The organism is Phytohabitans kaempferiae (assembly GCF_042433955.1).
GTDB lineage: Bacteria > Actinomycetota > Actinomycetes > Mycobacteriales > Micromonosporaceae > Phytohabitans > Phytohabitans kaempferiae.
Genome location: NZ_JBHLUH010000004.1, coordinates 418,867 through 437,944 on the forward strand (window position 1 = coordinate 418,867; position 19,078 = coordinate 437,944).

At 70.6% G+C, this 19,078-nt stretch carries 14 protein-coding genes; 4 read left to right on the plus strand and 10 right to left on the minus strand.

The window, feature by feature from the left end; translation table 11 throughout:
- The first annotated feature begins 11 nt into the window (after positions 1-11).
- Both ACFFIA_RS03180 and ACFFIA_RS03185 read left to right on the plus strand, forming a co-directional pair.
- The gene (locus tag ACFFIA_RS03180; RefSeq protein ID WP_377244934.1) at positions 12-1,040 is read left to right on the plus strand and encodes a Gfo/Idh/MocA family protein; all 1,029 of its coding nucleotides are present in this window, start codon (positions 12-14) and stop codon (positions 1,038-1,040) included.
- A 3-nt stretch (positions 1,041-1,043) separates the two neighbouring features.
- Positions 1,044-1,886, plus strand: coding sequence for an SMP-30/gluconolactonase/LRE family protein (locus tag ACFFIA_RS03185; protein WP_377244937.1), 843 nt, complete (start codon positions 1,044-1,046; stop codon positions 1,884-1,886).
- A 120-nt stretch (positions 1,887-2,006) separates the two neighbouring features.
- On the opposite strand, the gene ACFFIA_RS03190 is transcribed toward ACFFIA_RS03185, so the two are convergent.
- From ACFFIA_RS03190 to ACFFIA_RS03210, 5 genes are read right to left on the minus strand one after another with little or no spacing between them, the layout of a single operon-like run.
- The gene (locus ACFFIA_RS03190) at positions 2,007-2,960 is read right to left on the minus strand and encodes a D-2-hydroxyacid dehydrogenase (protein ID WP_377244939.1); all 954 of its coding nucleotides are present in this window, start codon (positions 2,958-2,960) and stop codon (positions 2,007-2,009) included.
- Positions 2,957-4,105, minus strand: a complete 1,149-nt coding sequence (locus ACFFIA_RS03195) for a mandelate racemase/muconate lactonizing enzyme family protein (RefSeq protein WP_377244942.1) — start codon at positions 4,103-4,105, stop codon at positions 2,957-2,959. Before ACFFIA_RS03195 ends, ACFFIA_RS03190 begins: the two co-directional genes overlap by 4 nt.
- A 46-nt stretch (positions 4,106-4,151) precedes the next feature.
- Positions 4,152-5,027: a carbohydrate ABC transporter permease gene (locus ACFFIA_RS03200; protein ID WP_377244945.1), complete on the minus strand. Its 876-nt coding sequence runs from the start codon at positions 5,025-5,027 to the stop codon at positions 4,152-4,154.
- On the minus strand, positions 5,011-6,021 hold the full coding sequence (locus ACFFIA_RS03205) for a carbohydrate ABC transporter permease (RefSeq protein WP_377244948.1): 1,011 nt from the start codon (positions 6,019-6,021) through the stop codon (positions 5,011-5,013). The genes ACFFIA_RS03200 and ACFFIA_RS03205 overlap by 17 nt, the downstream gene beginning before the upstream one ends.
- 18 nt (positions 6,022-6,039) lie before the next feature.
- On the minus strand, positions 6,040-7,317 hold the full coding sequence (locus tag ACFFIA_RS03210; RefSeq protein ID WP_377244951.1) for an ABC transporter substrate-binding protein: 1,278 nt from the start codon (positions 7,315-7,317) through the stop codon (positions 6,040-6,042).
- A gap of 280 nt (positions 7,318-7,597) precedes the next feature.
- Here ACFFIA_RS03210 and ACFFIA_RS03215 point away from each other — a divergent pair, with 280 nt between their 5' ends.
- On the plus strand, positions 7,598-8,392 hold the full coding sequence (locus ACFFIA_RS03215) for an IclR family transcriptional regulator (RefSeq protein ID WP_377244954.1): 795 nt from the start codon (positions 7,598-7,600) through the stop codon (positions 8,390-8,392).
- The gene (locus ACFFIA_RS03220; RefSeq protein ID WP_377244958.1) at positions 8,389-8,826 is read left to right on the plus strand and encodes a RidA family protein; all 438 of its coding nucleotides are present in this window, start codon (positions 8,389-8,391) and stop codon (positions 8,824-8,826) included. The genes ACFFIA_RS03215 and ACFFIA_RS03220 overlap by 4 nt, the downstream gene beginning before the upstream one ends.
- 32 nt (positions 8,827-8,858) lie before the next feature.
- Here the strand turns inward: ACFFIA_RS03220 and ACFFIA_RS03225 are convergent, their stop codons facing one another.
- The 5 genes from ACFFIA_RS03225 to ACFFIA_RS03245 form a co-directional block, all read right to left on the minus strand.
- Positions 8,859-14,318, minus strand: coding sequence for an ATP-binding protein (locus ACFFIA_RS03225; protein ID WP_377244961.1), 5,460 nt, complete (start codon positions 14,316-14,318; stop codon positions 8,859-8,861).
- A gap of 356 nt (positions 14,319-14,674) precedes the next feature.
- Positions 14,675-16,993, minus strand: a complete 2,319-nt coding sequence (locus ACFFIA_RS03230; protein WP_377244964.1) for a right-handed parallel beta-helix repeat-containing protein — start codon at positions 16,991-16,993, stop codon at positions 14,675-14,677.
- A gap of 330 nt (positions 16,994-17,323) precedes the next feature.
- Positions 17,324-17,611, minus strand: coding sequence for a hypothetical protein (locus ACFFIA_RS03235; protein WP_377244967.1), 288 nt, complete (start codon positions 17,609-17,611; stop codon positions 17,324-17,326).
- Between the two features lie 160 nt (positions 17,612-17,771).
- Positions 17,772-17,984, minus strand: a complete 213-nt coding sequence (locus ACFFIA_RS03240; protein WP_377244970.1) for a hypothetical protein — start codon at positions 17,982-17,984, stop codon at positions 17,772-17,774.
- Positions 17,981-19,021: a helix-turn-helix transcriptional regulator gene (locus ACFFIA_RS03245; protein WP_377244973.1), complete on the minus strand. Its 1,041-nt coding sequence runs from the start codon at positions 19,019-19,021 to the stop codon at positions 17,981-17,983. Before ACFFIA_RS03245 ends, ACFFIA_RS03240 begins: the two co-directional genes overlap by 4 nt.
- Positions 19,022-19,078 lie beyond the last annotated feature (57 nt).

Below are 19,078 nucleotides of genomic sequence, written 5' to 3' on the forward strand. Positions count from 1 at the left end.
GAAGATCCGTCATGACGCACCGCAGCCCGCTGCCGATCGCCGTGGTCGGCGCCGGCATCTTCGGCCAGCGGCACGCCCGCGTGCTGTCCGAGAACCCCCAGGCGGACCTACGGCTCATCGTCGACCCCAATGTGGAGCAGGGCCGCGCGGTCGCCGACCGGTTCGGCTGCGGCCACGTGGCCACGACCGAGGAGGCGCTCGCCCAGGGCGGCGTCGAGGCGTTCACCGTCGCGGTGCCGGATCGGCTGCACCTGGAGGCCGCCGAGCCGCTGCTGGCCGCGGGCAAGGCGGTCCTGGTGGAGAAGCCGATGGCGCACAGCCTGGAGGCGGCCCAGCGGATGCGCGAGGTAGCCGAGAAGTCCGGCGCGCGCCTGATGGTGGGGCAGCTCTTCCGCTTCGACGGCCGATACCTGTCGATGCGCAAGGCGGTCGAGGCGGGCGCGCTCGGCACGTTCCTGCACGGCGCGGCCAGCCGGCTCAGCTTCGCCCGGGTCGGCCAGCGCAACCAGGGCAACAGCTCCGTGCTGTGGTACCTCGGCATCCACGAGGTGGACGCGATCCAGTGGATCAGCGGCGAGCGGATCACCGAGGTGTCCGCGGCCCGGGTCGCCAAGCACATGCCGACGCTGGGCGTCGACTCCGAGGACGCGATCGTCGCGATCGTCAGGTTCGCGTCCGGCGCGGTAGGGCAGCTCTGCTTCGGCTGGTCGATGGCCGAGCACATGCCGGCCGGCCTGCGGATCGGGATGGAGCTGGTCGGCACCGCCGGCACCGTCGAGCTCAACACGCAGGGCAGCGGCGTCACCGTGTACACGGCGGGGCAGACCCAGATGCCGGAGTTCATCTACTCCGCGGAGGTCGACGACCGGTTGGTCGGCAGCCTGGCGGCCGAGTTCGGGCACTTCGTCCGGGCGGTCGTCGAGGACACGGAGTTCGCGGTGCCGATCGCCGACGCGATGGCCAACGTGGCGGTCAACGACGCCATCCTCCGCTCTGTCCGGTCTGGACAGTGGGAGAAGGTCGAGCCGGTGGCCGGCTGAGCCGTGGCGGAGACGCGCCTGCTCGCCACCGGATTCGGCTTCACCGAGGGGCCGCTGTTCGACGCGGCCACCGGCGAGGTGATCTTCAGCGACCTGTTGATGGACGTACGCCGGGCCTGGCACCCCCGGCACGGGGTACGCGTGGTGAAGACGCCTACACACCGGGCGAACGGGCTGGCGTTCGACCGGGAGCACCGGCTGATCGCCTGCGAGCACACCACGAGCCGAGTGGTACGCGAGGAGCCGGACGGCGAGTGCCGCGTGCTGGCCGACCGCTGGGACGGGCGGGAGCTGAACTCCCCCAACGACGTGATCGTCTCCCGGTCCGGGCACGTCTACTTTACCGACCCGACGTACGGGCGGCGGGCCCGGCTGGGCCTGGCCCGCCCCACCGAGCTGGACTTCCAGGGCGTGTACCGGATCGACCCGACCACCGGCGGGCTCGACCTGCTCGCCACCGACTTCGCCCAGCCCAACGGCCTGTGCCTGGCGCCGGACGAGCGGACGCTGTACGTGGCCGACACGGAGCGGGCTGAGGTGCGCCGGGTCGCGCTGGTCGGCGGCGTACCGGCCGGACCGTGGTCGGTGCTCGCCGGCGGGCTGGCCGCGTCCGGACGCCCCGGGCGACCGGACGGCATGGCCTGCACCGAGCGGGGCGACGTGCTGGTCACCGGCCCCGAGGGCATCCACGCCTTCACACCGCAGGGCGTGCCGGCCGGCGTGATCCCGGTGCCCGAGCGGGCGCACAACATGGCGTGGGGCGGGCCCGACCGGCGCGACCTGTACATCGCCGCCGCCGGCTCGCTCTACGTGCGCCGGATGCCCGTGCCCGGCACCGCGGCGTGAACCGCCACCGGCGCGCTCCGCGTGCGCCGGATGCCCGCGCCCGGCGCACCGGCATGAACCGCCGGCCACCACCGGCCACGATCCGCCGGGCATCAGCGTCACCGCGAGGGGCGGCGCACGTCAGTACCCCCGCGCCGGGTCCACCACGTTGCGCAGCGGCCGGCCGGCGAGGAAGCGGTCGAGGTTGTCGGCGAAAAGCTCCCGCCGGCGCCGGGACCGGTGCGGACTCACCCCGACGGAGTGCGACGTGAGGATCACGTTGTCCAGCGTCCAGAGTGGACTCGACGGCGGCGGTGGCTCCTCGGCCGACACGTCCAGCCCGGCCCCGGCGATGGTGCCGGCGGCGAGCCGCTCGATCAGCGCCGGCTCGTCCAGCACCGCGCCGCGCCCCACGTTGACGAGCAGCGCCCTCGGGCGCAGCGCGGCGACCGCGGCCCGGTCGAAGAGGCCGGCGGTGCGCGGCGTGTGCGGCAGCGCCAGCACCACGACGTCGGCGCCGGCCACCGCCGAAACGAGCTGATCCGGCGGTACCACCGCGGAGACGTGGGGCGGGAGCGGCTGGTCCAGCCGCCGCCGGATCCCCACGACGGTGCAGCCGAGGCCGTGGAAGCGCTCGGCCACCGCCGTACCGATGTCGCCGAGGCCCACCACCAGCACCGTGGAACCGGTCAGCTCCAGGCACGCGTCGTTGCGCCGCCAGACCCGATCGCGCGCCTGCCGTACGTGCACGTCGATCCGCCGGCACAGCGCGAGGGTCAGCGCCACCGCGTGTTCGGCGGCCGGGATCGCGAACACGCCGCGCGCGTTGGTGACCAGCAGCCCGTCCGGAAAGCGGCGGCCGTCCAGCCCGACGCTGGGCAGTTGCAGCCAGCGCAGCCGCCCGCCGCCGAGCAGCCCGGCCGGCGGCGTACCCATGATCACGTCAACGGTGTCCACGTCGGTGGGTCCGATCGCCGAGACCTCGGCCTCGGCGAACCGGACGCCTGGAAACCGGTGGCGCAGCTCGGCCACGTCGGCCGGGTCCAACCGGAAGTGCCCGGCGTACGCCAGCAGCACCTCGGTCGCGACGGTCACCTCGGTCGGTCCTGCAGGTGAGGCGAGCCCGCGATGGCCGGGAACTCCGCGAACAGCGACTCGTCGACCTCGACGCCGAGTCCCGGTGCGTCCGGCGCGCGCACCAGCCCGTCCGCGTCGATGGCGAGCGGGGCGGTGCAGAGCGCCTCGGCGAACCGGTTGTCGGTCGCGTCCGCCTCGAAGATGTACGAGCAGGAGACGGCCGACATCACGTGCAGCACGGCGGCGTGGTTGAGCCGGGAGTTGCTGATGTGCGGGGCGAACCGAACGTGGAACGCCTTCGCCAGGTCGCCGATCTTCTTCAGCTCGGTGATGCCGCCGCCGCTGCTCGGGTCGGGCTGGAGGAAGTCGACCGCCTCCGCCTGGAGCAACGGCAGGAACTCGTGCACCCCGAACAGGTGCTCGCCGGTCGCGACCGGCACCGGCGAGCGGCGGCGCAACTGCCGCAACGAGCCCACGTCGGTGCGCTCGAACGGCTCCTCGACCCAGGTCACCGCGTACTCGCCGAGGACCGGCAGGAGGCGGTACATCTCGTCGTAGGAGTAGCCGAGGTTGATGTCCACCATGATGTCGAAGTCGTCGCCGACCTCTTCGCGCACGCGGCGCAGCCGGGCCACGTCCTTGGCGTACGAGTCGCCGAGCCGGATCTTCACCGCCGTGTAGCCGAGCTTGCGCAGCCGGGTCACCTCCTCGGCGAGCTGCTCCGGCGGCTGGAAGCCGAGCCGGATCCCGCCCGCGTACGCCCGGAACGCCCGCCGCTCCCCGCCCAGCAGCCGGTAGACCGGCACGCCGAGGCGCTTGCCGCGCAGGTCCCACAGGGCCATGTCGATGCCGCCCAGACCGGCCATCGCGGCCGCGCCGGTACCCGCACCGCGCACCTGGCGGCGGAAGACCTTGGTCCAGATCCCCTCGGTGTTGTCCGCGTCCTCGCCCACGACAAGGTCGGCGAGCGTGGTGTTGATCAGCTCGGCCATGGCGGTCGGCGCCTTGCCGTGGTACGCCTCGCCGTACCCGACCGCACCGTCGGTGTCGCGCACCCGCACGATCACGGTGTCCCGCTTGTACGACTGCCCGGTCGCCAGTGGCATTGGCAATTCCTTGTACCGGTACGACAGCGGCACGGCGGTCACGTTGGCGATCTTCACGAAGTGCTTCCTCTCTCCTGGTGGTGACGCGTCTCTTGGTATGTGCTCAGCCCTTGGCTGCGCCCGCGGTCAAACCGCTGATGATCCAGCGCTGCACGGCGAGCGTGAAGATGATCACTGGCGTCATGATCAGGACGGTGACCGCGCCGAGTTGCCCCCAGGCCACGCCCTCCTCCTCACGCACCTGGGACGCGAACGGCGGCAGCGTCACCGCGTCGGACAGGGTCAGCGGCAGCGCGATGACCATGTCGTTCCAGGAGAGGATGAACGAGAAAATGCTGGCGGCCGCGATCCCCGGACCGGCGAGCGGCAGGATGACCCGCCAGAACGCCGTCCACCGGTTGCAGCCGTCGACGAGTGCCGCCTCCTCCAGCTCCCTGGGCAGGTCCATGAAGAAGCCCTGGAGCATCCAGGTGGCGAGCGGGATGTTCAGCGCGATGTACGGCACGATCAACGCGGTCCTGGTGTCGAAGAGGTCCGCGCGGTTCGCGATGACGTAGAGCGGGACCACCAGCGCGACCGGCGGCAGCATCCGCGTGGCCAGGATGACGAGGCTGAGCTGGGCGTGGCCGCGGGGGCGGAGCCGGGCCAGCCCGTACGCGGCCAGCACCGACAGGGCCACTGCGGCGACCGTGGAGACCACCGTCACCACGATCGAGTTGACCAGGTTGTCCGTCACCGACGACCGCGTGGACTGGAAGATCGCCCGGTAGTGGTCCAGCGTCGGTTCGAACACGAACGTGGGGTCCGCGCGGAGGATGAGGTTCTCCGGCATGAAGGAGACCAGAAACAGCCACGCGATCGGAAACAGCGCTACGAAGACCAGCCCCGCGGCGACGGCGTACGCCAGCAGGCGCCCTGGTTTGGGAATCCGCCGCGCGCCGGGACGGGCCGGCGCGGGCGCCTCAGCTGAGCGGCTCACGCTTCAACCACCTCATGTAGATGATCGCGACGATCAGGTTGATGAAGACCAGGAACCAGGAGAGCGTGGAGGCCAGACCCACGTCGTAGCTCTGCAACGCGACCCGGAAGATGTCGATGGAGAGCAGCGTCGTCGCGGTGCCCGGGCCGCCCTCGGTGAGGATCCAGATCGTGCCGAAGGCGCGGATGGCGAACATGGTCTGGAAGATCAGCACCAGCAGCAGCGCCGGCTGCACGATCGGGAGGATGACCCGCCTGATCCGCACCCAGCCACTCGCCCCGTCGAGGTCGGCCGCCTCCAGCAGCTCGTTCGGCATTGTCTGGAGGGCCGCGAAGATGACCAGGGTGACGAACGGCGCGTTCTGCCACACGTCGGTGAGCACGACGCTGGCGAACGCCATGTCCGGGCCGAGCCAGAAGACCCGGTCGATGCCGACCAGCCCGAGCGCCCAGTTGAGCAGCCCGCCGTCGTAGTTGTAGAGCAGCCGCCACATGTTTCCGACGGCCACCTCGGAGACCATCATCGGCAGCAGCAGCGCCACGCGCAGCGCCCGCGCGCGGGGGAAGTGCTTGTAGAGGAACATCGCGATGCCGAAGCCGATCACGACTTGCAGGCCGACGGTGAGCACAACGAAGACGGCGGTACGCACGATGGTGTCCCGCCACCGCGGCGTCCGCAGCACCTCGATGTAGTTGTCGAGGCCGACGAACTGCGGTCCGCCCACGTCGGTGAGCCGCCAACTGTGCAGGCTCACCCACATGTTGTAGACGATCGGCACGATCAGTACGGCGAACAGGAACAGCATCGGCGCCAGCACGAAGAGCAGGCCGAGCCCGTCCCGGCCACGCCACCATGGGGGCCGGGTCCGCGCCGCCGCGTGCGCCGGCCCCTTCCCCCGACCGTCCGAGGTGGACGGTCGGGGTGCGTCTCCGGGCCGTACGGACGCCGGCTCCACGCTGGCGCCCGTACGCCCGGACTCGTGATCCACTGTCATCTCCAGTCCCGCTTTGGGTCAGCCGGCCAGAATCTTGTTGACCTTGCCTTCGGCGTCCGCCAGGGCCTGTTCGGCGGTCATCTTGCCCAGGAACACCTGCTGGAGGGACTCGCCGAGCACCGACTCGATCTCGCCCCACTGCACGACGCCCGGCCTGGTCTCCGGCGACTCGAGCGCCTTGCGGACGATGTCGATCTGCCCGTCCGGGAAGATCTCCTGCGTCTTCGGGTTGGCGAAGGCGGTGTTGGAGGCGGGCCGGATCAACTGCTCCGGGTCGGCGTCGGCCGCCGGGCGCTGGAACTTGTCGTTGAGGAACTTCAGCAGCGTCCAGGCGTTGTCCGCGTTCTTGGTGTGCTTCGACAGCCCGTACCCCCAGCCGGTGACGACGTATCGGGCGGTGCTCACGCCGGCGGTGGTGGGCATCGGCGCGATTCGGAACTGGCCGGCGTGCGGCGACGCGCCCTTGTCGTTCATCGCGCGCAGGAAGGTGATCGGCAGGACCGTCATCGCGGCCTGCCCCTTCTGCATCGCGACAAGCGTGCCGTCGTGCGCGAACTCGATCGAGTCCTTGGGCATCAGACCGCCGGTGTAGAGGTCGCCCATGAGCTTGAACGCCGCCACGCCCGCCGGATCGTTGAACGCGGCCTTCTTGCCGTCCGGGCTCAGCGCGCTCTCAAGCCCGTGGTTGAACGCCAGCTCCAGCCAGATCGACACGTTGCTGGACGCCCGCCCCCACGGCCCCACGAAGCCGGAGACCCCGCCGGTGTTGAGCTTCCGGGCGTAGTCCAGGAACTCGTCGTAGGTCGTCGGCGGCTGGGTCAGCCCGGCGGCCTCGAACAGGTCGGCCCGGTAGATCAACGTCCGCGGGCTCACGCCCAGCGGAAACGCGTACTGCTTGTCGTCGATGTTGAACACGTCCACCAACTGCGGCAGGAAGTCGCTGATGTCGACGTTGTCCGCGGCCATCCGCTCGTCCAGCGGCTCCAACTGCGCGGCCACCTCGCTGAGCCAGGCCACGTCGTCCAGAAGGATCAGGTCGATGTTGCCGGCCCGGTTGTTCAGGTCGAGCACCTGACGCGAGCGGGCGTCCTCCTGCGGCATCGAGATCGCCTCGACCTTGATGCCGGTCTCCTGGGTGAACGCCGCCAGGACCGGCTGCATGGACCGCTCGAACGCCCCGGTGGGGAGCAGGAGCCGGACCGGGCCTGACTCGGACGCGCCGTCGTCACCACCGCAGGCGGCGGTCGTCGCGAGCATCGCCGTCGCCGCCAGCAGGGCTACTATTCGTTTCTTCATGGGCCTATCTCCCATACCTTCACGTATACGAGCAAACCGGGTTTCACCGCACGTAGGCCAGCAGGGACCCGTGGCATGAGGTCGCGGCGGACGCGTCCGCCTGATGGGCGCCGAACCGGACCGCTCGTCGCGGAACCGGCCGTCACTTGGCCATCGCTCCGTTGCCCTGGCGGCAACGCTATTGCCTTGTTGACATCCGAACTATAACCTCGTCACAGTCGCTGTCAACATCCCGGAAACAACGAGGCGGCCAGGGGAAACGAACGGAGGACCAGACACAGTGGACCCGAGCGAACGCGAACCCCCGCGCGCCAACCAGGGCGTCGAGCGCGCCCTGACCGCGTTGACCCTCCTCGCCGAGGAGCCCGCGACTCTGGCACAGCTCGCCGCCGGCCTCGGCGTACACAAGTCGTCCGTCCTGCGCATGTTGCAGACGATGGAGGCTCGCTCGTTCGTGCGCCGAGACGACCAGCAGCGCTACCACCTCGGCAGCCAGCTCTTCGCGCTGGCCAACCGCGCGCTGGAGGACATGGACCTGCGCGAGGTGGCCGCCGACGCGCTCACCAAGCTGGCCAGCTCCTGCGGCCACACCGTCAAGCTCGCCGAGCGCCAGGGCACCGACGTGGTCTACATCGACAAGCGGGAGAGCCGCATGCCGGTCCGGTCGTACTCCCGGGTCGGCGCCCGGCTGCCGATGCACTGCACCGCGCTGGGCAAGGCGATGCTCGCCTTCCGGCCACCGCCCGACGCCGACGACATCATCGCCCGGTGCACCATGCTCCCCCGCACCGAGCGCACACACACCACTCCGGAGGCGCTGCGCGAAGACCTGGCCGAGGTACGCCGCCGCGGCTTCGCCGTAGACGAGCGGGAAAACGAGGACTCGGTGCGCTGCATCGCCGCGCCCATCCGCAACGTCCACAGTGTTGCCGAGGCCGCCGTCTCCATCTCCGTACCGACCGCACTGGCCACACTGGACGAGCTTCTCGAGCTCCATCCGCTTCTCGTCGAGGCCGCCGACACCGTGTCATCCCGCTTCGGATGGAACCCGACACCGAAAGCCATACATCTATGACGACCGCAGACAACCGGATCTCGCCCCGCTCGCGGATCTTCCACCCCCGACTCGAACACCGGTCGCCGATCCCGGCGGGCGTACGGATCGGCGACATGATCTTCTCTTCCGCGATCACGGGCAAGGACCCGGCCACCGGCCGCCTCCACCTCGACCCGCACACGCAGATCAGTCAGGCGTTCACCAACCTCGACAGCTTCCTCGACGCCGCCGGCATCACGGTCGACCACATCGGACACATGACGGTCTTCCTGCAAGACCTCGCCGACCGGGCGATCGTCAACCAGGAGTGGGAACGGAGATTTCCCGACCCCGACAACCGGCCGGCCCGGCACGCGATCGTGACGCCGCTCGCCGACTTCCACGAGGAGCTGCGCGTACAGCTGGAGATCATCGCTGTCGCCACGCCGCGAGGCGACCGCACGCTGGAGTGAACGGCCGGCCTCAGCCGTGGTGGTGAGGCCGGCTATCCAGCCCGGGCTCCAATCGCTTCGATGATGCGCGGGCGCAGGTCGGCGGCGCGGATGACGGTGTCGACCGAGCCGACCTCCACAGCACGACGGATGTTGTGCACGCGGTCGAACTCCGTGGCCACCTCGCCGAGCTTCTCGGTGCGGACCGCGGTGCGCAGCTCGTCGAGCTCGGCGGTCAAGGCGGCGCGGTCGACGCCCGAGGCGACCGCGGCGCGGGCCTCCAGGTCGCGCACGCGGGGGTCGGCCGCGGTGCGCGCGTCGACATCGCCGGAGAAGACCACCGCGGCGGCGGGGGCACCGCCGAGCACCGAGGCGAACGAGCCTTCCAGCGCGAGCACGGTCATGTTGGGGTTGAGCGCCTTGGAGAACACCACGAACGCGCCACCGTGGTACCGCGAGATCACGCAGAACACGATGGGGCCGCGGAAGTTGACGATCGCGCGGCCGATCTCGGCGCCGTACTCCAACTGGAGCTTGCGCATCGACTCCGGCGATCCGTCGAAGCCCGACAGGTTTGCCAGCACCACCAGCGGCCGGTTGCCGCTGGCCGCGTTGATCGCCCGCGCGGCCTTCTTCGACGAACGCGGGAACAGCGTGCCCGCGGTGTAGGTGTCCGGGCCGTCGGTGGGCGGGAAGCCGCGGCGTGGCACCGACCGTGACTCGATGCCGAGCAGGCACACCGGGACGCCGCCGAGGTGCACGTCCTGCACCACCGTGGTCTCGGCGTCGGCCATGCCCGCCCAGCGCTCGAGCACCGGATGGTCCTGGTCGGCCAGTGCCCGCATCACCGTGCGGATGTCGAACGGCTTCTTGCGGTCGGGATTGGCCTCGGCGGAGAAGATCTGGCCGACGGTGGTGAAGTCGCTGCCAGTCGTGGGATGCGGGAAGGCGCAGATGTCGCGGTCGACGGGGTCGGTCGTGCGCGTGGGCCGCGGCGCCGTCTCACCGGGCGCGACGTACGTGTGCTCGTAGTGCGCCATCAGCACGTCTCGCGCGGCGGCCAGGTTTGGCGCCCAGTACTGGGCCTGCCCGTTCGGGCCCATCACCCGGTCGTAGCCGCCGATGCCGAAGTTGTCCTCGGCCGACACGCCGCCGGAGAAGTCGAGCGACTGCTTGCCGGTGAGCACCATCGCCGAGTCCGGTGTCATGACCAGGATGCCCTTGGTGTGCATGAGCATCGTCGCCTCGGCGTTCCAGTACGGCTGCGCGCCGACGTTGATGCCCGCGACCACGATGTTGATCTCGCCGCCATCCTGGGTGAACTCGACGATCCGCTTGAGCGCCGCGGCGACCCAGTCCATGTTCTCCGTGCCCGACTCCATCGAGATCCGGGCGCCAGCGGAGAGCGCGTACCACTCCAGCGGCACGCGCATCCGCTCGGCCAGGTCGAGCGCGGCGATCACACGGCGGCACTCCGGCTCGGACAACGCGCCGAGCGACTTCGTCGGGTCGCCCAGGAGCACGACCCTGGTGACGCCCTGCGGATGCCGGCGGGTCGGTGTGGTGACCACGCCCGCGACGATCGCCGCCGTGTTGCGCCCCTTCGGCCGGTCGACCGGCACCAGCGCGTGGTCGCCGTCCAGGTCGTGCTCGACGAACTCGCCGAGCAGGCCGGTCAGCTCGTACGGGTACACCGTGTTGCGGCTGCTCGCGCGGAGCACCTTCAGCCGGTAGTCGTCGAGCGGCTCGACCGGGGCGTCGGACAGCTCGCCGAGGGTCAGCTCGGTGCCGCCGGTCGCGTCGAAGGAGATGCGCATGGCGACCTTGGCCAGTACGCCGGTCTCCGGGTCGCGCTGGCGCCCGATGAACAGGATCTCCTCCAGCCCGGCGCCGGCGGTGGTCGGCAGCACGCGCTTGGCGATCATCTCCAGCTCCTCGCGGGTGATATCGCTGGGCGGCCAGACGTAGAGCACGATCCGGTTGGTGTTGAAGCGTTTCTTCGACGGGCGCCGTGACTGCGCGCTGCGGATCGAGTCGGCACACATGGCGATGAGGTTTTCGGCCGTCGGCAGGGCGGCCAGCCGGCCGTCGTTGTCACGCAGCTCGGTCAGGTCGCGGACCTGCGCGAACGCGACGAGGCGGTCGTCCGACGGGTTTTCCGGCGCCACGCACCGGAACAGGTATATCTCCTCGTCCGACGACGGCAGCCGGGTCAGGTCGAACCTGCTCAGCCGCTCCAACTGCATCCGCTGCGCGATGTACGGATGCAGCCCGCGGATGAGCCGCTGCTCGGCCATCCCGCTGTCGGACGGGCTGAACGTGAAGTGGTGGTGCATCACCGCGCCGCCACGGCCCGCGACGGTGGTGGTGAGCCTGCGGACCTGGTGCGGCAACGGATGCGCGCTGACGACCTGGTGCAGCGCGGCGGCCATCGCTTCGGAGTCTTCCGGCTGCCGCTCCCAGCCGAGGTAGATGTCGGCGTCGATGAGGGCGTCGCCGCTCGCCAGCTCGGCGAGGCCGCGCAGCGCGCTGCCCAGCGCGTCGAAGCTCACGGCGGCGGTGACGAGATGCGAGCCGGCGCGCTCGGCGACCACGAACCGGCAGCCCGCGACGTCGCTGGTGCGGACGCCGGTAAGCCCCTTGTTGCCGTAGTACCGCCGGGTCAGCACCTCCAGCATCACTGAGTTGTCCAGGTTGGCGCGGATCAGGCGCTGGCCGAGCAGCCGCACCAGCGGCTCGGTGGTGCGTACCATCTCGGCGATGCGCTCGGCCCGGTCGGGCGCGTCCGGATGCGTGTCGAGGTGGCGCAGGTGCTTGCGGACCTGGGCGTAGACGCGGGCCCGGTTACGGCGCAGCAGCGGCTGGGCGAACCAGGCGAACACCACGCCCCGCGCGAGATCGGCGACCGCCGGGAAGCGGACCTGCGTCGCGGCCACCAGCCGCTCCAGCGCGAGACCGGCGGGCTCGTGCAGCGCCTGGTCCGGCGGAGGCTCACGCAGCCACTCCCGCAGCAACGACGCGACGACCGCCGCGTCGACGGACGCGCGCTGCTGGGCCAGGAAGATCCGGAACACGGCGGCTTCGAGATCCGGGGAACGCTTCAGGTCGTCGACACCGTAGTGCCTGAGCGCCTTGGCGAGCTTGGCCTGGAACGTCTCCGGCAGCCCGGCCCGCTCGACGTCCAGGCTCTGAAGGTAGGTGTGGAAGTACTCACGCGGGCTGTGCACGTGGCTTTCGCCGCTGCCGTCTCCGTCCGTCGGCCGGTTGCGGCTCAGCTCGGCCAGGTCGGCGAAGACGTCGAGGAGCACGATCTCCTCGGCCAGCGGCCGGTGACCGACGTCGACGGCCACCGCCCGCGCGGCGAGGTAGTCGTCAAGCGCCCGGTGCTCGTCGTGCGGGTCGACGTCGAAGCCCAGCAACAGGCTGCGGAGGTCTTGCTGGCCGCGCGTGGTGCGCTCCCACGCCGGGACCGTGGCCGGCACGGCGGGCAGGTCAACCTCGACGGACCCGCCGGTCGAGGTGTCTTCGGCCGCGCCGTCGCCCAGCGGCTCCAGCCGCAGCAGCGGTGCGCCGGTCGCGACCATGCCGCCCACGGCCACGACGCATTCCTTCAGCCGCGCCCGGAACGGAGCCCGCAGCACGGTCTCCATCTTCATGCTTTCCAGCACGAGCACCGGCGCGCCCGCCTCGACCTCGGCGCCGACCTCCAGCGGCGTGGCGACGACCAGCGCGGGCATCGGCGAACGGATCACGCCGCCCTCGTCGCGGCTGACCCGGTGGGTCACGCCGTCGACCTCGACCAGATGGATCGGACCGTGCGTGTGGGTGAGCAGTCGGTACCGGGCGCCGTTGACGGCGATCTGCCCGGTGTGCCGGTCGAACCGGTCGAGTGCGACATCGGCGGCGTGGACGGTGCCGCCCGCCTCGACGCTGACCCGGAACCGGTGCGCGCCGACCCGCGCGACGCGCACACGGTAGGTGTCGCCCCGCAGCTTCAGGTCGAGCACCTGGCCGCTCTCGTGCCGCACCTGCGGGCGCCCGCCGAACGCCGTGGACAGCAGCCGCTGGCACTCGGCGCGCTCCTGCTCCTCGTAGGCGTCGATGGCCGCGGCCGCCACCGCGACGCCGGAGTGCCGGTGCGAGACGAGCCTGCCCTCGGCGCGAACCCGGTCGATCCAGCCGGTGTCGGCGCTGGCGTCGATCACCTCGGGCTGGTCGAGCAGGTCGAGCACGAAGCTCTTGTTTGTCGCGCCGCCCTCGATCACCACCGTGGTCTGCGCCATCGCCCGGCGCAGCCGACCGAGCGCCTCGTCGCGGTCGCGGCCGTAGCCGATGACCTTCGCGATCATCGAGTCGAAGTCGGCGGGGATGGTGTCGCCCTCACTGACGCCGGTGTCCACGCGGATGCCCGGCCCGGCGGGCAGGTCAAGCCGCACGATCCGGCCCGGGCAGGGCGCGAAGTCACGATCGGGGTCTTCGGCGTTGAGCCGGGCCTCGATGGCGTGCCCGCGCTCCACCGGCTGCTCGCCTTCGAGCCGGCCCCCGGACGCGACCCACAGTTGCGCCTTGACCAGGTCGAACCCGGTGGTGGCCTCGGTGATCGGATGCTCGACCTGCAAGCGGGTATTGACCTCGAGGAACGCGAACATCCGGTCGCCCGGATGGTAAAGGAACTCGACCGTCGCGGCGCCGCGGTAGCCGACCGCGATGGCCAGCCGCGCGGCGGATGCCTTGAGCTCGGCAGCCTGGTCGGGGCCGAGCACCGGCGACGCCGACTCCTCGATCACCTTCTGGTTGCGCCGCTGCACCGAGCAGTCCCGGACCCCCAGCGCCCACGCGGTGCCCGCACCGTCGGCGATCACCTGGACCTCGACGTGCCGGGCACCGGTGACCAGTCGCTCCAGGAAGACGACGCCGCTGCCGAACGCCCGTGCCGCCTCCTGGCTGGTGCGCTCGTACGCGTCGGCCAGCTCAGCCTCGTTGGCGATCACGCGGATGCCGCGCCCGCCACCGCCCGCGGTCGCCTTCAGCATGAGCGGATAGCCGATCTCGGCCGCCGCCGCCAGCGCCGCCTCCAGGGTCTCGACCGGCCCTCGGCTCCACGGGGCCACGGGCACGCCGACCTCCTCGGCGAGCAGCTTCGCGCCGATCTTGTCGCCCAGCTGGCGCATGGCCTCCGCGCTCGGGCCGACGAAGGTGACCCCGACCCGCTCGCACAGCTCCGCGAACGCCGGATCCTCCGCGACGAAACCCCAACCGACCCACGCGGCGTCCGCGCCGGTCTCGACCAGCGCGTTTTCCAGGACCTTCAGGTCGAGGTACGGGCGCGCGGACGCGAGACCGAGGTCGTACGCGATGTCGGCCTCGCGCACGAACGTGGCGGTCCGGTCGACGTCGGTGTGCAGGGCGACGGTCTCGATCCGGCTCCCGGTCTCCGCGGCCAGCTCCCGGACAGCGTGGATGAGCCGCATCGCGGCCTCACCACGGTTGACGATCGCGACGCGACTAAACACCTGGCTGATCCCTTCGTCCCCAAGACACCAGATCATCGTCGGGCGTGGAATGGATCGCTACCGCCTTCGGGCGGCACCGGTCCCCACGCAGACCCTTGCCGACCAAGGCGTCCAACGGTGCCATGGCCACGATCGTCGCCTATCGCGGCAGAGGAGCCCAGAGGCCCCACAAGGAAGAAGCCGGCCGCTCTTTTGTAAGGTTCATACAACACGGCTTGTCGGGTTCACGTAGCGGCCCTTCTCGTGGTAACGGCGATGGTGTGCGTTCGCCCGGAGGAGATGAGGCCAGACCGGTCGGATTGCTGCCCTCCCCGCCTGGCCTCCGGTGCCGTCACGTCAGGCGAGCCATGAACCCCTCAACTCAGGGCGAACTTTTCCCACGTGCTGATGGCGGTGCGGCCGGCGAGAAGCGGTTTGGTGCCCGCGCCCTCGGCGGCGACGAAACGGTTGTTGACGGCCGCTTTCAGGCTGATTGTCCCGTCGGGGTTGCGGATGAGGGTGAACCGTTCCCAGGTGCTGACGGCAAGTCGCTTGGCTTGTAGAGGTTGGGTGCCTGCGCCCTCGGCGGCGACGAAACGGTTGTTGGCGCGGGCGAAGAGGGCGATGTGACCGTTGCCGACTTCGATAACGTCGAATTGTTCCCAGGTGTTGGCGGCGGGCCGGCTGGCGATGAGAGGTTTGGTGCCGGCGCCCTCGGCGGAGACGTACTTGCCGTTCACCAGCGCCTTCAGCGTCCGCGCCGCGTTGCGGATGTCGACCTGGTGAAACTTCTCCCACACGCCGATGGTGGTGGCCTTCGCGGCGAGGAATGGCGCGGACTCCGTCAGCAGGCTGACGTATCGGCCGGTCGCGACCGACCGGAGGCTGATGCTGCCGTCGGCGTTCCGCACAAGCGTGAAACGTTCCGTGTCGGCGACCGTGAGACGGGTCATGTACAGCCGGTCGGCGTCGGCGATGGCCGAGACGTACTTTCCGGTCGCGTGCGAGAAGAGGGCCACCTGCCCGGATCCCGCCTCCACGATGTCGAAATGCCCGGCCGGGGAAAGCCCCATCTCGTCCGCGACGATGTCGACGTTTCCGGGACGGACGGTGGCGTAGACCAGCCTAAAAAGAGAGAGCAGGCCCGAGGTGCTGGTCGGCCGCAAGACGCTGACCGTTGTCGCCACGCTGCCTGTCCGGCCGTCGGTGCCGGTGACGATGGTCGTGACGTTGAAGTCGCCCCAGCTGGTGTACCGGTACGAGAGCACCGGCGATGTCTGGGTGACGCGCGCCCCGTTGCCGAGGATGAACTGGTAGGAGCCGATGGGGGCGGTGCCCGGCGCGGATGCGGAGGCGTCGATCGTGACCGTGCTGATCGCGGCGTCCAGCGTGACCGCCATGCGGGCCACCGGGCTCCGGAAGGTTTCGACCGTGCCTCGGTCGGCGTACGTGACGGGACCGGCACCGGTGTTCGGCACTCCGGGATCGTCGATTCGCGCCCTGCCGGCGCGGTCGGCGGCCGGGTAGCCGGGCGCCGACGAATTCGCGGAGTCGATGACGTCGTTGGCAACACCGGTGTCCCGGTCGTGCTGACCCTGGCCGGACGCGCTGCGGAACGCGGCCAGACCCATCACCGTGCCGCCCCAGCGGTAGGCCTGCGCCGGCAGGTAAGCGTGGTGGGTGTTGTTGTAGTCGACCACGGTGCCGTGGACTGCGGTGCCGTACACCCCGATCTCCGGGCCGCCCACCTCGCCGACGCAGACGCCTGGGTTGGCGTGCGAGAGGCCGTTCGCGAACAGCACGTTGTTCTGCACCGACACGCCGGTCGAGGCGCCGTCGACCCGGATCCCGTCGCGGCAACGCTCCCGCACCGAGTTGTTGGTGATCGCGGTACGGGCGGCGCCGCGGTTGTGGATGCCGTAGCCGGCTCCGTTGTTGACGTTGTTGTTGACCACCAGCGTGTCGGTCGCGGTCGGCTCAACCACGATGCCGGCGCCGGTGAACCCGGCGAGTGTGTTGCCGACGACCCGGTTGCCCACGCCATCCACGCGGATGCCGACAGCGTCCTGGACCGGCTCGTTCAGGACGGCTGACCTGGTCAGCCCGCTGACGGTGACGCCGCTGGTCGCGGCGTCCATCGTGACACCGGCGACAAGCCAGCGACCGCCGAAGGCGAGGCCACGGAGAGTCGATCCGGTGACACCGCTGAGCCGGACGGCCGACGCGGTCGCGTTCGTCGCCATCGAGATCGAGCCACCGTCGATCGTGATGGCGGAGGCGTTGCGGAGGTCGACGGCGGGCACATCGACGTTGTCGACTATCCGTATGTCCTGGATAGCGACGTCGTGCTGCCCGTCGATCACGAACCCGGCCTCGGGTCCAGAGAGCGTGGCTCCGTTGGTCGCCCGGAAGGTGATCGGCTGCCCCGGTGCCCCAGACCTGGCGACGGTGATTCGTTCCCGGTAGCTGCCGTGGCCCACATCAACCGTCTGCCCGCTGGTGACCACCGCGGCTGCCGCACCGATGGTGCAGAAGGGCTGTTCCAACGTCCCCGCACCACTGTCCGAACAGGCCGTGGCCAGCTGCCGCACGTACAGGACCGTGGGATCGGCCGCCTGGGCCGGACCCGCGAAACCCACCACCACGCCGCCGGCCAACACCAGCGCGGCGCATCCGGCACGGAACGATCTACGCATTCTGCCCTCGCGAGGTGTGAGCGGGACGACCGGCTGACGCCGACCGATCGCCATGACTACACCACGGTGCGGATGCTCGCACAAACTGCCTTGCAGGCCCGCCACGCGAGGGGGTGCGCGGCGGGCCCTGGGGCGATTGGGCTGTCGGGTCAGGCTCCCGCCCGAATCGCTTGCAGAGTTGGGAGCGCCTGCTGGGCGATCCAGCGGCTCGTGTTTCGAGTGGCGTCCATGCTGATCTGAGCGCGGTTGAGCGGCGGCCCCCGCAACCTGCCGCGGTAGTACAGCTACGTCTCAGGTACACGCTTCCTCTCGGGAGTGGGGTCACGGGCGTTATGGGAGAGGGACGCCATTGCGCAGCAACACATCCAGGGCCTGCTGCGCGAGCACTCTGGCGGTGTCGGCCATCAGGAAGTCCTGGACGATCGTCGTGTTGATCTGCCCTGGGATCGGAGGACCGCCGTCGATGGAGTACGTGTTGGTGCCCGCCCAGTAAACGGCGCGCACGCTCCGTCCGTCGTAGGAGCAGTTGTACGAGATCATCCCGGCGTTGGGGACACCGCCGTAGACGCAGTTCGGGGTCATCTCCCGGATGAGGTACTCCAGACCCCGCGGCCTCACCCTCCGCGGCCCACAACCATGCGGGGCGCAAGTGTCCACAGTGTCCTGTGCTGTCACGCCGAGGGTAAGCGCCAAGCCCGGCCGACAGGCACAGCCGGCCGCAAGGGGCTCTGTCCCGACAGAGCCCCTTGCGCGGTCGCCTCGACCGTGTGGTGGATCCCTAGACGCAGGTGCCGCAGAAATGGTCCTTCAACGGCTTGTCGAACCCGCCGGGCGGCGTGTCGATGACGGCCTCCGGGGGCTGCGGGACGCTCGCGCTGCCGGTGGCCTCGACAGTCGTCCTGGCGCTGACGCCGGCTGTGGCTGGTGGCGCGGCGAGCGCCAGTGCCGCCACGGCCGCTACCGGCAGATATATCCACAATGGTCGGTTCATCGGACCCCCTCCATCTCCGCGGGCACGGTGCCCGGCGGCTCGATCAGGCTCAGCGCGCCGACGGCGAGGCCGAGCTGGAAGCGGTTTTCGACGCCCAGCCGGTCCATCAGCGCGCGGAGCGTGTTCGAGACCGTCCGCCGGCTGATCCGCATCGCCCACGCGGCGCTCGCGTCGGTGTGCCCCTGCGCGAGCAGCCTCAGCAGGTCCCGTTCCCGTTCGCCGAGCGATATCCGCGGCGGGCGCTGTTCCTGCCGCGCCCCGGCGTCCCACTGCCGTTGGAAGAGGGCGACCAGCGCGGCCACGACCGACTCCTGCGTGATCTCCAGGTAACCGTTGTCGAGGTCGTCCGGGCTGACCGGCAGGAACGCGGTGCGGCGGTCCATGACGATCAGCTTCACCGGCGTCTCGGCCGCCTGCCGGTAGTCCGGCCGCAGGTCGTCGGCCTGCCGGCCGTGCGCGACCAGCGGGTCTTCGGCGTCCGCCGGCAATGCGCCCAGCACGCGCATGCGTACGCCACGGCTGAGCAGCGTGCGATCCATCGGCACCGCCGAGCGGGCGGACTCGGCCTCGTACGAGCGCTCCGGCTGCATCGCCAGGTGCTCGTGCCGTACGGCCCCGACGAGCTCGGCCAGCCGGGCCCGGGTCAGCTCCCGGCTCGGCAGGTGTCGCATGCCCTCGTCGAGCGGCACCGTACCGGGAAGGATCTCGTGGATCGCGGTGGACCGGCGCGCGGTTCGGGCGCTGGCGTGCCGCCGCTCGCGCAGCGCCGGCACCACGCTGCTGGGCTTCATCGGCGTCCACTGGACGGCCCGGCGGCCATTGCCCGGCCGATGGTCGACCGCGCCCACCGAGAGCAGCTCGTCCAGGCCACGGGCGACCCGCTGCCGGGACAGGCCGAGGCCACGCTCAAGCTGCCCAGCCGTCTGCGAGCCGTACATCAGCATGCAGCGGAACATGAGGTCCGCGTCCGCGGACAGGCCCCAGGCCGACAGCGAGGGCGCCCGCGGACCGAGCACGACCCGGTCAGTGGGAGGCATCCGCGCTGCCCTCGGGACGCTCGGCGCGGCACCATGCCGGCCCGGGTCTCGATCTCG